Annotated in this window: 14 protein-coding genes; 11 read left to right on the forward strand and 3 right to left on the reverse strand. The window is 61.5% G+C overall.

The features are described 5' to 3' along the window. Window positions 1-76 precede the first annotated feature (76 nt). From ACOZJV_RS33395 to ACOZJV_RS33405, 3 genes are read left to right on the forward strand one after another with little or no spacing between them, the layout of a single operon-like run. Window positions 77-1,501: an FAD-binding oxidoreductase gene (locus ACOZJV_RS33395; RefSeq protein ID WP_421549474.1), complete on the forward strand. Its 1,425-nt coding sequence runs from the start codon at window positions 77-79 to the stop codon at window positions 1,499-1,501. A 30-nt stretch (window positions 1,502-1,531) separates the two neighbouring features. After that, complete coding sequence (locus ACOZJV_RS33400) at window positions 1,532-2,479, forward strand: LysR family transcriptional regulator (protein WP_078468548.1); 948 nt, start codon at window positions 1,532-1,534, stop codon at window positions 2,477-2,479. Window positions 2,480-2,527: 48 nt separating this feature from the next. After that, window positions 2,528-3,847, forward strand: a complete 1,320-nt coding sequence (locus ACOZJV_RS33405; RefSeq protein WP_421549475.1) for an MFS transporter — start codon at window positions 2,528-2,530, stop codon at window positions 3,845-3,847. Window positions 3,848-3,993: 146 nt separating this feature from the next. Here ACOZJV_RS33405 and ACOZJV_RS33410 read toward each other — a convergent pair whose 3' ends face one another. The 3 genes from ACOZJV_RS33410 to ACOZJV_RS33420 are packed head-to-tail and all read right to left on the reverse strand — an operon-like array spanning window position 3,994 to window position 6,158. Beyond that, the gene (locus ACOZJV_RS33410; protein WP_421549476.1) at window positions 3,994-4,473 is read right to left on the reverse strand and encodes a DUF4265 domain-containing protein; all 480 of its coding nucleotides are present in this window, start codon (window positions 4,471-4,473) and stop codon (window positions 3,994-3,996) included. A 39-nt stretch (window positions 4,474-4,512) separates the two neighbouring features. Then, window positions 4,513-5,199, reverse strand: a complete 687-nt coding sequence (locus tag ACOZJV_RS33415) for a hypothetical protein (RefSeq protein ID WP_421549477.1) — start codon at window positions 5,197-5,199, stop codon at window positions 4,513-4,515. Beyond that, complete coding sequence (locus ACOZJV_RS33420; RefSeq protein ID WP_421549478.1) at window positions 5,199-6,158, reverse strand: hypothetical protein; 960 nt, start codon at window positions 6,156-6,158, stop codon at window positions 5,199-5,201. Before ACOZJV_RS33420 ends, ACOZJV_RS33415 begins: the two co-directional genes overlap by 1 nt. Window positions 6,159-6,602: 444 nt before the next feature. Between ACOZJV_RS33420 and ACOZJV_RS33425 the strand changes: the two genes are divergently transcribed. The 8 genes from ACOZJV_RS33425 (at window position 6,603) to ACOZJV_RS33460 (ending at window position 13,872) form a co-directional block, all read left to right on the forward strand. Further along, window positions 6,603-7,592 (forward strand): aldo/keto reductase, encoded by a 990-nt coding sequence (locus ACOZJV_RS33425; RefSeq protein ID WP_421549479.1) that lies wholly within the window; start codon window positions 6,603-6,605, stop codon window positions 7,590-7,592. Then, window positions 7,589-8,179, forward strand: a complete 591-nt coding sequence (locus ACOZJV_RS33430) for a flavodoxin (protein ID WP_421549480.1) — start codon at window positions 7,589-7,591, stop codon at window positions 8,177-8,179. Before ACOZJV_RS33425 ends, ACOZJV_RS33430 begins: the two co-directional genes overlap by 4 nt. 24 nt (window positions 8,180-8,203) lie before the next feature. Further along, complete coding sequence (locus ACOZJV_RS33435; protein ID WP_421549481.1) at window positions 8,204-9,196, forward strand: aldo/keto reductase; 993 nt, start codon at window positions 8,204-8,206, stop codon at window positions 9,194-9,196. Window positions 9,197-9,258: 62 nt separating this feature from the next. Beyond that, the gene (locus tag ACOZJV_RS33440; protein WP_421549482.1) at window positions 9,259-9,726 is read left to right on the forward strand and encodes a (R)-mandelonitrile lyase; all 468 of its coding nucleotides are present in this window, start codon (window positions 9,259-9,261) and stop codon (window positions 9,724-9,726) included. 229 nt (window positions 9,727-9,955) lie between these two features. After that, the gene (locus ACOZJV_RS33445; RefSeq protein WP_421549483.1) at window positions 9,956-10,729 is read left to right on the forward strand and encodes a carboxymuconolactone decarboxylase family protein; all 774 of its coding nucleotides are present in this window, start codon (window positions 9,956-9,958) and stop codon (window positions 10,727-10,729) included. A 121-nt stretch (window positions 10,730-10,850) separates the two neighbouring features. Then, on the forward strand, window positions 10,851-11,795 hold the full coding sequence (locus ACOZJV_RS33450) for an alpha/beta hydrolase (protein WP_421549511.1): 945 nt from the start codon (window positions 10,851-10,853) through the stop codon (window positions 11,793-11,795). A gap of 49 nt (window positions 11,796-11,844) precedes the next feature. Further along, window positions 11,845-12,897 carry an alpha/beta hydrolase gene (locus ACOZJV_RS33455; RefSeq protein WP_177019867.1) on the forward strand — a complete coding sequence of 351 codons (1,053 nt, stop codon included), beginning with the start codon at window positions 11,845-11,847 and terminating at the stop codon, window positions 12,895-12,897. An 81-nt stretch (window positions 12,898-12,978) separates the two neighbouring features. Continuing rightward, window positions 12,979-13,872, forward strand: a complete 894-nt coding sequence (locus ACOZJV_RS33460) for a LysR substrate-binding domain-containing protein (protein ID WP_421549484.1) — start codon at window positions 12,979-12,981, stop codon at window positions 13,870-13,872. The last annotated feature ends 181 nt before the right edge of the window (window positions 13,873-14,053 follow it).

A 14,053-nucleotide genomic window follows, 5' to 3' on the forward strand; every position in this document is an offset into this window, starting at 1 on the left:
ATATGGGCAACTCCCCCGCCCCGGGCCCACGGCCAAGCCGCCGAACCCGAGGAACAATAAAACCGGAGACTGCTCGATGCTGCCCACCGCCACCGCTACGCCTGCTTCCCCGCCGCTGCCCAACGCCCTGCTGGATGAACTGACGCTGTTGCTGGGCCCGCGTTTCAGCACCTCGGCCAGTGTTCGCGAACACCATGGCAGCGATATCTCCGCCCTCGACCCCATGCCGCCGCAAGCCGTGGCCTTCGTCAACGGCCTGGATGAGATCGTCGCCGTGCAGCAGGCCTGCCACCGCCACCGGGTGCCGATCATTCCCTATGGCAGCGGCAGTTCCCTGGAGGGTTGGGTGCATGCGCTGCATGGCGGGGTGTGCATCGACCTGTCGGCGATGAACCAGATTCTGGAAGTACGCATCGACGATATGGACGTCACCGTGCAACCCGGGGTGACCCGCAAGCAGCTGAACGCAGCGCTGCACGGCACCGGCCTGTTCTTCCCCATCGACCCCGGCGCCGATGCCTCCCTGGGCGGTATGGCGGCGACCCGGGCCTCAGGCACCAACGCCGTGCGCTACGGCACCATGCGTGAAAACGTCCTGGCCATGACCGCGGTATTGGCCGATGGCCGGGTGATTCACACCGGGGGGCGGGCGCGTAAATCCTCGGCCGGCTATGACCTGGGCCATCTGCTGATCGGCTCCGGCGGCACCCTGGCCACGGTGGCGGAACTGACGGTCAAGCTGCACCCGATCCCGGAAGCGATTTCCGCCGCGGTGTGCAACTTCCCCAGCGTCGACCAGGCGGTGCGCACGGTGATCCAGGCCATCCAGCTGGGGGTGCCGATTGCCCGTATCGAGCTGATCGACGCCCTCACCGTCCGCGCTCTGAATGCCTACAGCAAGACCCAATTGCACGAGGCGCCATCGCTGTTTTTCGAGCTGCATGGCTCCGAAGCCAGCGTCAAGGAACAGGTGGAGACCATCCGCCTGCTGGCCGATGAACACGGCGGCCAGGACTTCGACTGGGCCGTGCACCCCGAAGACCGCAGCCGCCTGTGGCAGGCGCGGCACGACGGTTATTTTGCCGCCATCGCCCTGCGCCCCGGCTGCCGGGCCTTGACCACCGACGCCGTGGTGCCGATCTCGCGCCTGGCCGAATGCATCGAAGCCACGACTGCCGACCTTGAGCAAAACGGCCTGCTGGCGCCGATATTCGGCCATGTGGGCGATGGCAATTTCCACGCGGTGATCCTGGTCAACCCCGAGGACCCGACCGAAGTGCAGCGCGCCGAAGAGGTGGCCCATCGCTTGGCAGAACGGGCCATCGCCATGAACGGCTCCTGCACCGGCGAGCATGGCATCGGCCTGACCAAGCAAGGTTTCATGAGCCTGGAATACGGACAGAACGCGGTGGATATCATGGCCGCGATCAAGGCCGCCCTCGACCCGCAGCAGCTGATGAACCCGGGCAAGATCTTCGTCCGCGGCACGCCAGTCGAATAGGCGTCGGCCCTCAGCGCGCAAGGAAGGCTTATGGAAATCAGGCAACTCAAATACTTCGTCGCCGTGGTGGATGCCGGCAGCCTGTCCCGGGCCTCGCGGGAGGTGCACGTGGCGCAATCGGCCCTGAGCAAGCAGATGTCGGCCCTGGAAGCCGAACTCGGCGCGGTGCTGTTCCATCGCAGCAACAGCGGCATCGTCGCCAACGAGGCGGGCAAGGTGTTCTATGAATACGCCCAGGGCATCCTCAAGCACCTGAGCGCGGCCAAGGCCGCGGTCAACCCGCAAGCGGCGACTCTGAGCGGTTCGATCGTGCTCGCCTTGCCGCAAAGCGTGGCCACTATCGTCGCCCTGCCGCTGATGCAGGCCGTGGCCCGCACCTACCCCCAGGTGCAACTGCACTTGAATGAAGAACTCACCGGCAACCTGGTGGACCAACTGGTGCGCGGCCGGGTCGACATCGCCCTGTTCACCGATATCGGCCTGCCCTCGGAAGTCAGCTTCAGCCCGCTGATCGAAGAAGACTTCTACCTGATCCACCGCGCCGGCGCCCCGCACATGCCGCCTCCCGGCGACGTGACCCTGGCCCAGGCGGTGGCGCAGCCCCTGGTGTTCCCCAGCCGCGCCCACAGCCACAGCACCCGCGCCTTTGTCGACCAGGCCGTGGCCCAGCAGCAGTTGCCGCCGGCGACCGTGGCCATGGAAGTCAACTCGGTGCACATCCTCAAAAGCGCGGTAGAGGCCGGCATCGGCCCGAGCATCATGCCGCTCAACCTGGCCCTGCGCGAAGTCGCCGAAGGCCGGCTGGTGGCCCACGCCATCACCCCGCGCGTGGTGTTTCGCACCCTGGGTATCTGCGTGTGCGAGGCCCTGCCCGGCAGCAACCTGCGAACCCTGATCGCCGCCCTGATCGGCCAGGTGGTGCGCGACATGTGCCGCTCCGGCGAATGGCCCGCGACCCGCCTGCTGCCCGAAGGCTGAACCGCTGTTTCACCCATTGCTTCGACAACAAGAATAAAGAGGCTAGCCATGAACCAACCTTCCCCGCCGCCCGCGGCCCTCGACGGCGCGGCCCTGCACTCGGCCTACCGCAAGACCGCCTGGCGCATCATCCCGCTGCTGGTGCTGTGCTACCTGGTGGCTTACCTGGACCGGGTCAACGTCGGCTTCGCCAAGTTGCAGATGCTCGACGACTTGAAATTCAGCGAAGCGGTGTACGGCCTCGGCGCCGGGGTCTTCTTCGTCGGCTACCTGCTGTTCGAAATCCCCAGCAACATCGCCCTGCACCGCTTCGGCGCGCGACGCTGGATCGCGCGGATCATGGTCACCTGGGGCCTGCTGTCGGCGGCCATGATGTTTATCGAAACGCCCCTGACCTTCTACGTGCTGCGGCTGCTGATCGGCATTGCCGAAGCCGGCTTCTTCCCCGGCATCATCTTCTACCTCACCACCTGGTTCCCCAGCCAACGCCGGGGGGTGATGACGGCCCTGTTCATCATGGCCCTGCCGATTTCCAGCCTGTTCGGCTCACTGATCTCCGGCCTGATCCTGCAACACCTCAACGGCGTGTCCGGCTACGCCGGCTGGCAATGGCTGTTCGTCATCGAAGGCCTGCCTGCCGTGGCCCTCGGCGCCGCGGTGTTCTTCCTCCTGCGCGACCGCATCGCCGACGCCCACTGGCTCACCCCGGAAGAACGCCACGGCATGCAAGCCGCCATCGACCGCGAAGCCGCACACAAACAAAGCCACCGCCTGCGCGACGGCCTGCTCAACCCACAAATATGGCTACTGGGCGCGGTGTACTTCTGCCTGGTGCTGGGCCAATACGTCATCAGCTTCTGGCTGCCCACCATCATCCGCAACAGCGGCGTGCAGCAGCCCTGGGCCATCGGCGTACTCACCGCCCTGCCCTACGCCGCCGCAGCGGTGGCCATGGTCATCGTGGGCCGCAGCTCGGACCGCCACGGCGAGTACCGCTGGCACCTGGCAGTCTGCGCGGGGATTGGCGCGCTAGGCGTGGCCTTCGGCACCTTCTTCGGCGACAACCTGATGCTGGCCATGTTCGGCCTGATCATCGGCACCGCCGCCATGATCAGCAGCCTGCCGGTGTTCTGGGGCTTGCCCACAGCTGTGGTGGGCGGCGCCGCAGCCGCTGCGGGCGTGGCGTTGATCAATACCCTGGGCAATGTGGCGGGGTTCTTCAGCACTATTGTGGTGGGGTGGCTGACCCAGGTGACGGGGAATACCCAGGCGGCGATGTACTTTATGGCGGCGATATTGCTGGTGGGTGGGGGCTTGGGGCTGTTGGTAAAACGCGTTCATAAAGCACCCCGGCTGCAGATTGCCTGAAACGGCATGGCTCATCGGCGGGGACAGAATTGTCCAACAGCTTGTTGGACAATTGCTTGGGCGCATCACCCCTCAATGACCCAAAGCTGCCGGGCTACTTGGTCGCTTACTTGATCGGTTACTTGGTCGCTTTGGCCACAGTCCGGTCACTCCAACCACCAATTCAACAGCGTCTCATCCTCATCGTCATCGAGGTTTTTATAGACGTTCGCGTAGTACCACTGGATCCCGGTTTTTTCGCGGAAGCGGTCGAAAAACCTGTTGATCTTCTCCATCCCGTTTTTTGCAGGAACAGCCAACGCCAGATTGCCTTCGCACACCCCATCCAAGGTGCCCTTCAATTCACGAATGACATCGTTTTCAAGTGCGCTGATCACCTCCGGATCAATGTAATCGGCATAGATCTGAATGCAGAAATTACCGCCCCGGCGCAGCACTTCAGCCGGTGCATCGGGATTGCGGAGTGAAACGATATCGCCCCGCGCCAGGTTTTGCGCCAGGCCGGGTGAGGACAGCAACTCGTAAGTGTCCTCATCGATCTGCCGCGCCAGCAGCTCCTCGCGAACGGCGCCATCGTCATCGGCCATGTACACCTGAATCAGCACCGGTGATGGTTTATCCAACATAGGCAGCTCCACAGATTAACTTGCAGATTCTGATCAGCCTCACGGCAACACCTCAAACCGCCCGCTGCCTTTATTCCACGCAAAACCCGGCAACGTGCAGCCACTCAAACTGATCCGCACGCTCTCCCCCTCAGCCTGCACCTGCAACGTATCCACCCCCTGATTCGGGCACCCCGGCTCGGCGAGCGCCAGGGTCTGCAAGGGCTTGCCGGTGGCCTTGCTCAGCACCTCAATGGCCGTCACCCGTCGATCATTGCCCTGCATCGGCAACTGGAAATACCAACGCGAGGTGGATGCACTCTGCAACAGCGCCGTGCTCGGCTGCGGCCACGAACGGTCCGAATCCACCAGGCCCACCAGCTTCAGGCTGATGGGCAGGGTCTTGCCGGTGCGATAACTGGTCCAGCTGCCGCGCACCTGCTCGCGCTGACGGCTGACCATCAAGTCGTTGAACTGCAAACGCGCCACCGGCAACCCCTGCTCGTCCAGCTCATCCATGGCCAGCACCTTATTGCTGAAACTGAAGGTCGGCTTGAGCCGGATCGGCGTGCGATAGCGCTGGTAGGCATAAGTGCCCTGGTACACGGCATTCTGGTTACCCAGGGTCAACACAATCGCCTGCTTGCCCAGGGTGCCCTCATACACCCCATGGGCCGCCTGCGCTGGCAGCATCCACAGCACCAACAGCCCCGCCGCCAATCCGCGATACAGATCACCCAACCCCATCAGAAACGCTCCTCGCCCGACGACAGAAACTCCAGCCGATCCGGGCTGATTACCCGGTAATAATCCCAACGCCGCGTGCGCTGATCGAAATTGATAAAGTCCTGCTTGCTGAACTCCATCTGGCCACTGGGCGAAAAGCGCAACGTACCGTCCACGGCGAACTGCTCCAGCAGCGGATGGCGCAGGTACTGCTGGCTTTCACGGTTGTACAGGTAGTACTGAGTGGGCCCGCACAACAGCCGGCCATCCGACTCCGCCAGGCGATAACTCTGGGCCTGAAAATCCATCGGCGACCCGGCCTGGAAATGCCCGAAAGTCAGCGTCCCGGTGCCAACCGCAGGCATGCACCACGGCCCACTGATCTCCTGCACCTGCGCCCCCGTAACACGACTCATCACCCGAATACGGTCCACCCGCGCCACCTCCTCCCCGGCCTTGCGCGCGGCATGCACACTGAAATAGAAATCCTTGTCCTGCACCGGCTGCAACAACTCACCGTCAAAGGCATCCCGCTGACTGTCACCAAAGCGCGTTACCCGCTGCAACCGCAACGGCTGCTGCGCGCCCGTGCGCAGATCCACAAAGGAACCCTGCAGCGCATCAGCACCTTCAGTAAAAGGCAGCAACGACACGGCCGCCGCCGGCAGGGTCGGGTTGTCCATGATATTGATCAGCAACCCCGCGCCCTGGCGAAACGGCGTCAGCTCCAAAGGAATGGGCAAGCGCTCGGCTTCGGTGAACCAATAACCGGAGAAGCCACCGCCGTATTGCGAGTCGTAGGTCAGCGCCAGTTCTACCGGGGTGGAACCGAGGGTGCCACGGTAGGTGGTGGTGGGGTTGGCGTGGGCGCTGGGGGTGGTTAGGGCGAGGCCTAGCAGGAGGGCTGGGGCTAGGAGGTGTGGCAGGAAACGCCGTTTACCAGCCCTTGTTTGCGTACAGCCATCAATGGACGGGGTCATGCGGGCGCTCCTTGCTAAGGGGGAAAGGGGCGCAGGATAGCAAAATCGTTCTGGTTTTATGGGTAAAGAAGAGGGTTCTTACAGCGATGCTGTTGGCTGCGACTATCCCAATACCTAGCGTTTGAAACGTCAACTGATGAGTCAGTGGTGGGGTTTTGCAGCTCTATAGAAAGAACCCAGAACCTGCTCTGATTAGTAACGATGACTTGTAAACAGACGATCATAGATGGCTGCTATCGGCCAGAAGCGGACGATCAAGAGAATGTCAGATTTTTTGTATGCGAGCGGTGATGGCCTACCATGAGGCAGGCCTTTATTCGACAGTCGCCACCTCCCCTTTTCCGGGACTGATGAGCAAATCTCATGAAGCCTTGCCGATTTACCCGTCTAGTCCTCAGTCGTTAGCGCACTTACTGTTCTCCCCACGCCCAACGGGAGATCAACATGCACAAACGCACACTCGGCAACAGTTCACTTGAAGTATCCGCCCTCGGCTTCGGCTGCATGGGTCTGAGCCATGGCTATGGCCCGGCCACGGATACCGAACAAGCCATCGCACTGATCCGCTCAGCCGTTGAACGAGGCGTCACGTTCTTCGATACCGCCGAATTCTACGGCCCCTATATCAATGAGCAAGTAGTCGGCGAGGCGCTGGCGCCAGTTCGCGACCAGGTCGTGATCGCTACAAAATTCGGCTTCGCCGTCGGCGCCGACAATACAAAGCAGACTCTGGACAGCCGGCCCGAACGTATTCGAATAGCCGTCGAAGGTTCGTTGCGACGACTGAAGACTGATTACATCGATTTGCTCTACCAACACCGCGTTGATCCGGACGTGCCGATCGAAGACGTCGCCGGCGTAGTGAAGGACTTGATTAGCGAAGGCAAGGTCAAGCACTTCGGCCTGTCGGAGGCAGGCGCGCAAACCATTCGGCGCGCCCATGCGGTACAGCCGGTCACGGCGCTGCAAAGCGAATACTCGCTGTGGTGGCGCGAGCCTGAGCTGGAAATCCTGCCGACCCTTTGGGAACTGGGCATCGGCTTCGTACCGTTCAGTCCATTGGGTAAAGGCTTTCTCACCGGCACGGTGTCAGCCGAGGCCACTTATGGCAGTGACGACTTCCGCAGCATCGTCCCGCGTTTCAGCCAGTCGGCGCTGCAGGCAAATCAGGGTCTGGTAGTGTTGATCCGTCAGATTGCTGCGCAGAAACAAGCGACACCGGCCCAGATCGCGCTGGCCTGGCTGCTCGCGCAGGCACCGTGGATTGTGCCGATTCCGGGCACGACCAAACTGCATCGCCTGGAAGAAAACCTCGGCGGCGCGAACATCACCCTCGACGCCGCCGAACTCAAGGCCATTGATACGGCGCTGACGCAGATCCGCATCGAAGGCGAGCGCTATCCCGAGGCCCTCAAGGCGCGCGTCGGTCGATGAGTAACGATCACGATCCGCTGCGGCGCACGGTCATCGCCGCACTGGCCAGCGCCCCGCTGCTGTCGCTCGCCGACACGCAAGGCGCCAGTGAAACACCGCGTTCGGGCTCACGGATTCTGGTCGCGTATTTCTCGCGCTCGGGCAATACCCGCGTGGTCGCTGGGCTGATCCAGCGTGGACTTGGTGCCGATCTGTTCGAGATTCGCCCCGCTCACGCCTACCCCGAGGACTATCTGCAAACCGTGGAACAGGCACGCCAGGAACGTGACAGTGGCTTCGAACCCGAGCTGCAAAACACGGTTCACGCCCTCAGCGACTACGACACGATCTATCTCGGTTTTCCGATCTGGGGTGAAACCGCCCCGCCGATCGTGCGCGCATTCCTCAGCGCCCACGACCTGACCGGCAAGACCCTCATCCCCTTCAACACCCATGGTGGATATGGCCTGGGTAACAGCCGCCGTGTGCTGGTCAAGCACGCGCCGAAGGCCAAAATGCTGGAAGGTTTTGTGATGGATGGTGAGCAGGAGCGCAAGACCATGGAACGTGTGAACGGCTGGCTGAAAGATCACCCTCTCACGCATTAATCGAATTCTGTACGGGGTAACTCCATGAAAATCCGCATGTTGGGCAATGGCTTGGAAGTGTCCGCCTTGGGTCTTGGCTGCATGAGCATGACGTCGGCCTACGGGCCGGCTGCCGACCAAGCCAGCATGATCAAGCTGATTCGTTCGGCCCACGAGCAAGGCGTCACCTTGTTCGACACCGCCGAAGCGTATGGCCCGTTCGCCAATGAAGAGCTGCTGGGTAAGGCCTTGCAGCCGATCCGCGAGCAGGTCGTCATCGCCACCAAGTTCGGCTTCGATATCGACCTGATCACCGGCGCACGTGGCGGCGGCACCAACAGCCGCCCGGAGCATATACGCGCCGTGGCCGAAACGGCGTTGAAGCGTCTGCGTACCGATTGCATCGACCTGTTTTATCAGCACCGCGTTGATCCCCAGGTGCCCATCGAAGACGTGGCCGGCACCGTCAAGGACCTGATCGCCGAGGGCAAGGTCAAGCACTTCGGCCTTTCTGAAGCGGGTGTGGAAACCATTCGCCGGGCCCACGCGGTGCAACCGATCACGGCGGTGCAAAGCGAATATTCGCTGTTCTGGCGTGGCCCGGAGCTGGAACTGCTAGCCGTGCTGGAAGAACTGGGGATCGGCTTCGTACCGTTCAGCCCGCTGGGCGCCGGTTTCCTCACCGGTCAGATCGACGAGAACACGCAGTTCGACGCGAGCGATTTCCGAAATTTCGTCCCGCGCTTTTCCCCTGAAGCGCGCAGGGCCAATCTGGCGTTGGTCGATGTGGTGAAAGCCGTCGCGCAACGCAAACACGCCACGCCGGCGCAAGTGGCACTGGCCTGGTTGCTCGCACAGAAACCGTGGATTGTGCCGATACCGGGCACGACCAAACAACATCGCCTGGAAGAAAACCTGGGCGCGGTCGAGCTGCAATTGACCGGCGACGATCTGCGCGTGATCAACGAACAGATGGCGCAGATTCAGGTGCACGGCGAACGTCTGCCGGAGTCGGCACTGAAAATGACCGGACTCTGAGTCTGCCCAACGCGGCGCCATGTGCGACGTCGCTTTCCCTATCTGACCGGAGAACTAATCCGATGAACCGATTGATTGCGCCACTCGTTGCTTTGTCACTGATGGCGGCAGAGTCCCAGGCCGCCAGCGAAATCCGCATTACGCCAAACGGCTCGGAGCCCTCGGTCAAGGGCGCGGCGCAAAACTTTACCGGCACGGTACGCGTTGATGGCCTTTTCAAAGGTGAACCGCCGGCGCGCATCGGCGGCGGCATAGTGACCTTCGAGCCGGGCGCACGCACGGCGTGGCACACCCATCCGCTGGGACAAACGCTGATCGTCACTGCCGGCGTCGGCTATGTGCAGCAAGAGGGTGGCGCGCGTCAGGAGATCCGTCCGGGCGACAGTGTCTGGATTCCACCGAACACCCGTCACTGGCACGGCGCCACGGCCAGCAACGGCATGACCCACATCGCCATTGCTGAAGCCGACGACGGCAAGACCGTCACCTGGGCGGAGCAGGTCTCGGAGGCGCAATACGCCGGCCAATAAAGTTACGTAATGTGTCGAAGCTGCTCGACCGGCACGTTTGCGGCAAACCACCACGCAACCCCAAGGCCCCGTAACAACAGGCCCGCACCGGGATTCAAGCGGTTATTGGAACGTCGACTCATGAGTTCTGCTCAGGAGTCCATGCGCAATTTCGGGGTTAATCGCCACAACCATCCTCCTTACGATCCAGCGACACCGCAGCGCCCCGTAATGGATGGAGCCCTTCACGATGATCACTGACACCCGCAACAGCACTGCCCTCCCCACACTCATGGCGCTCTGCCTGAGCGTCGGGGCGATGTTCAGCTTCACCACTCAAGCAGCCGAGGCTTCGCTCACCGTGACCAGCACACCCGCCAGCGCAGCTAGCTTGTCGAGCCAGCAACAAGCCATTCCATTGATCGCGGCGTTCATGGCGACCAGCGACATGTCCAACCTCAACACGGCGCTCAACCAAGGGCTTGATGCCGGCCTGACCATTAGCGAAACCCGCGAAGTTCTTGTGCAGCTCTACGCCTACGTCGGCTTCCCGCGCAGCCTCAACGCCTTGAATGAATTGATGACCGTGGTGCAGGCGCGCAAACAACACGGCATCGACGATGCGCCGGGGCGTGAGCCGAGCCGGACGATTCCGGTCGGGGATGATTTATTGGCAGCGGGTGCGGTGAATCAAACCAAGATCTCCGGCGCCCCGGTCAAAGGCCCGGTGTTCGAGTTCGCCCCAGTGATCAACCAGTTCCTGCAAACGCACCTGTTCGGCGACATCTTCGAGCGCGACAACCTCGACTGGCAAAGTCGCGAACTGGCGACTGTCGGTGCACTGGCAGCGACACCGGGGGTCGAGCCTCAGTTGCGCTCGCACATGGCGGCGAGCCTGCGCGTCGGTCTCAGCGCGGCACAGTTGCACCAAGTCACCGAGCTGCTGAAAAAGCATGGCGATGCACAGACTGCCGAGCGGGCCAACGCAGCGCTGGCCCAAGCCCTCACGGCTTCGGGGAAATGACATGAGAACTGCAAAACATTTGCTGAGCGTCACGCTGTTGAGCCTGTTGGCGGCCTGCGCGAACCACTCCGAAGGACCGCTGCTGATCCAGAAACAAGGCAGCTTCGCCGCCGGCGGAGCGATGACCACGGCACCGGGCACCTTCAACCCGCGCCAACCGATGACGGCCAACGGCCAGACCTACCACGGTGACCACGCCTACGCCTTCTATCAAATCCCGGTGGACGCGCGAAAGCTGCCCATCGTCATGTGGCATGGCGCCGGTCAGTTTTCCAAGACCTGGGAAACCACCGCCGATGGCCGTGAAGGTTTTCAGAATATTTTTCTGCGCCGCCACTACGGCGTCTATCTGATCGATCAGCCCCGGCGTGGCGATGCCGGGCGCAGCATGGTCGAGACCACCATCAAGCCTGTGCCGGACGAACAACTGTGGTTCAATCAGTTCCGCATCGGCCTTTGGCCCCGCTATTTCAACGGCGTGCAAGTTGCACAGGACGCCCAGACCCGCGAGCAGTTTTTCAGGGCGATGACGCCGAACACCGGACCGTTTGACATGGGCGTGGTCTCCGATGGTGTGTCGGCGCTGTTCGACAAAATCGGCCCCGGCATCCTGTTTACGCACTCTCAGGGTGGCGGGCCGGGCTGGTTGACGGCGATCAAGAACGACAAGGTCAAAGCCATCGTCGCTTTTGAGCCGGGCAGCAGTTTCGTGTTTGCTGACGGTGAAGTGCCGGCGCCAATCCCCAGCGCGTTCGACACCGTGCAAGGCGCAGCGGTGCCGATGGAGCAATTCATGGCACTGACGCGCATTCCGATTCTGATCCTGTACGGCGACAACATCCCGGACCAGGCAGTCGATCTGCCCGCTCAGGACAGTTGGCGCGCACGCCTGAAAATGGCCCGGCTCTGGCGTGACGCGGTCAATCGCCATGGCGGTGATGTGCGACTGATACACCTGCCGGAGATTGGCATTCACGGCAATACCCATTTCCCCATGTCGGATCTGAACAACGTGCAGATCGCTGACCTGGTCGCGCAGTTCCTCAAAGAAAAACAGCTGGACTGACCCAAATACTTTTGCAACTGCCGCCCCTTTTTTTGCTCAGGAGCTTCACGTGAAGAACACCCTCAAAGCCACGTTCATGTCGGCATTGGTCGGCCTCTCGGCAGGCGAAGCCTTGGCCGCCGACTACAAGAAGAACCCGTTCACCCTCGCCTACGACGGCGCGATCACCCGCAACGAACCGGGCAAGGTCAACATCCACCCGGTCAGCTATAAGCTCAACGGTCTGGACATCGCCGCCAACGTCTACACTCCTGCCAACTACGACGCGAACAAGATCTACCCGACCGTGGTGGTTGCGCATCCGAATGGCGGCGTAAAAGAGCAAGTCGCCGGTCTGTATGCCCAGCGCCTCGCCGAACAGGGCTACATCACCATCACGGCCGATGCGGCCTATCAAGGCGCCAGCGGTGGTCAGCCGCGCAGCATCGATAAACCGGCGTATCGCATCGAAGACATCCACGGTATGGCCGATTTCATCAGCCAGTTCGCTGGCGTGGATGACAATCGTCTGGGCCTGCTCGGCATTTGTGGCGGCGGTGGTTATTCGTTGGCGGCGGCGCAAACCGACAAACGCTTCAAATCCCTGGCGACGGTGAGCATGTTCAACTCGGGTCGAGTACGCCGCAACGGCTACAATGACTCGCAAATGGACAGCATCCAGCAACGTTTGCAACAGGCATCAGCAGCCCGCGCGCAAGAAGCAGCGGGGGGCGCGGTGCTGTATTCGGGGGATGCCAATCTCACCGATGAGCAGATTGCCAAACTGCCTTTCGAACTGTATCGCCAAGGTTATGAGTACTACTGGAAAACCCACGCGCACCCGAACTCGACCTTCAAATACACCACAAGCAGCCTTATTGACCTGATGCGTTTCGACGCCACCGACCATATCGAGTTGATCAATCAACCGTTGCTGATGATCGCCGGTAGCAAGGCCGACAGCCTGTACATGACTCAGGATGCGTTCCCCAAAGCCACCGGCACCACCGACAAGGAAGTGTTCATCCTCGATGGCGCCACCCACATTGAAACCTACTGGGTGCCGCGTTATGTCGATGCGGCGGTCGGCAAACTGACTGATTTTTACGCACGCACCTTGTGATCAGCGCGCCAAGGGTCGCGTATCCGTGCGCGACCTGCTTTCATGGAATAATCACGCGCTCCTCATGAGAGGTTCTCATCAATGTCCCGCCCCAATCTCAACGACCTGCAAGCCTTCGTGGTCATCACCCGCGAAGGCAGTTTTACCCGTGCTGCCGCGCAACTGGGCGTTTCGCAGTCAGCGCTGAGCCACACTCTGCGGGCACTGGAAACCCGGCTGGGCGTGCGCTTGCTGACGCGGACTACACGCAGTGTTTCACCAACGGAGGCGGGCCAACGCCTGTATCAAGCGATGGCGCCGCGCTTTGAAGAAATTGAACTGGAACTGGCTGCAGTCCGCGAGTTTCGCGACACCCCCGCCGGCAATGTGCGGATTCAGGCGTCCGAGCATGCGGCGAACAATATTCTCTGGCCGAAGCTGCTGAAGGTGCTGCCCGACTACCCGGACATCAAGGTCGAAATCACCGTCGATTACGCCCTCGCCGACATCGTCGCGCAGCGCTATGACGCTGGTGTTCGACTGGGTGATCAGGTAGCCAGGGACATGATCGCCGTGCCGATCGGGCCATCGTTACGCATCGCCGTTGTCGGCTCACGGCAGTATTTCCAGCATCGGCCTTACCCGATGGAACCGGGAGATCTGGCGGCGCACAATTGCATCAACCTGCGTCTGCCGACTCACGGCAGCCTGATGCAATGGGATTTCGAAAAGGATGGCCACGAACTCAAGGCGCGTGTCGAAGGCCAATGGACATTCAACAGCAGCGTGCCAATTCTGCGTGCGGCGGTGGCGGGATGTGGCTTGGCTTTCCTGCCAGAGGACATGGTGGCGAAGGAGCTTGCCGACGGTAGCCTTGTGCGGGTGTTAGAAGATTGGTGCCAACCCTTTGCCGGTTACCATCTCTACTACCCCAATCGCCGTGAACATTCGTCAGCGTTTGGCGTTGTAGTTGAGGCGTTACTCTACAAGAGCTGAGTCATCGACCTTCAAGGCGTCTGAATTTTTCCCACCCCCTCAAACCGTGAATGAGCAGATGATTTTGATCGACTGCGTCAGGCGTGACCGGCTGCAATGGGTGGTTTACTGTTGATTTATGAATGGCAGCTATTGGCCGTTCCCTGCCCCTCAACAACAAAAATCCCCGACCAAAAATCAA

Origin of the sequence: Pseudomonas sp. QD4, from assembly GCF_049199125.1 — a bacterium.
Classification (GTDB): domain Bacteria; phylum Pseudomonadota; class Gammaproteobacteria; order Pseudomonadales; family Pseudomonadaceae; genus Aquipseudomonas.

What these genes read in the sequence shown, in the direction of transcription:
- ACOZJV_RS33395 (WP_421549474.1), top strand. Translation starts at nt 77, where the DNA reads ATGCTGCCCACCGCCACCGCTACGCCTGCTTCCCCGCCGCTGCCCAAC.
- ACOZJV_RS33400 (WP_078468548.1), top strand. Translation starts at nt 1,532, where the DNA reads ATGGAAATCAGGCAACTCAAATACTTCGTCGCCGTGGTGGATGCCGGC.
- ACOZJV_RS33405 (WP_421549475.1), top strand. Translation starts at nt 2,528, where the DNA reads ATGAACCAACCTTCCCCGCCGCCCGCGGCCCTCGACGGCGCGGCCCTG.
- ACOZJV_RS33410 (WP_421549476.1), bottom strand. Translation starts at nt 4,473, where the DNA reads ATGTTGGATAAACCATCACCGGTGCTGATTCAGGTGTACATGGCCGAT.
- ACOZJV_RS33415 (WP_421549477.1), bottom strand. Translation starts at nt 5,199, where the DNA reads ATGGGGTTGGGTGATCTGTATCGCGGATTGGCGGCGGGGCTGTTGGTG.
- ACOZJV_RS33420 (WP_421549478.1), bottom strand. Translation starts at nt 6,158, where the DNA reads ATGACCCCGTCCATTGATGGCTGTACGCAAACAAGGGCTGGTAAACGG.
- ACOZJV_RS33425 (WP_421549479.1), top strand. Translation starts at nt 6,603, where the DNA reads ATGCACAAACGCACACTCGGCAACAGTTCACTTGAAGTATCCGCCCTC.
- ACOZJV_RS33430 (WP_421549480.1), top strand. Translation starts at nt 7,589, where the DNA reads ATGAGTAACGATCACGATCCGCTGCGGCGCACGGTCATCGCCGCACTG.
- ACOZJV_RS33435 (WP_421549481.1), top strand. Translation starts at nt 8,204, where the DNA reads ATGAAAATCCGCATGTTGGGCAATGGCTTGGAAGTGTCCGCCTTGGGT.
- ACOZJV_RS33440 (WP_421549482.1), top strand. Translation starts at nt 9,259, where the DNA reads ATGAACCGATTGATTGCGCCACTCGTTGCTTTGTCACTGATGGCGGCA.
- ACOZJV_RS33445 (WP_421549483.1), top strand. Translation starts at nt 9,956, where the DNA reads ATGATCACTGACACCCGCAACAGCACTGCCCTCCCCACACTCATGGCG.
- ACOZJV_RS33450 (WP_421549511.1), top strand. Translation starts at nt 10,851, where the DNA reads ATGACCACGGCACCGGGCACCTTCAACCCGCGCCAACCGATGACGGCC.
- ACOZJV_RS33460 (WP_421549484.1), top strand. Translation starts at nt 12,979, where the DNA reads ATGTCCCGCCCCAATCTCAACGACCTGCAAGCCTTCGTGGTCATCACC.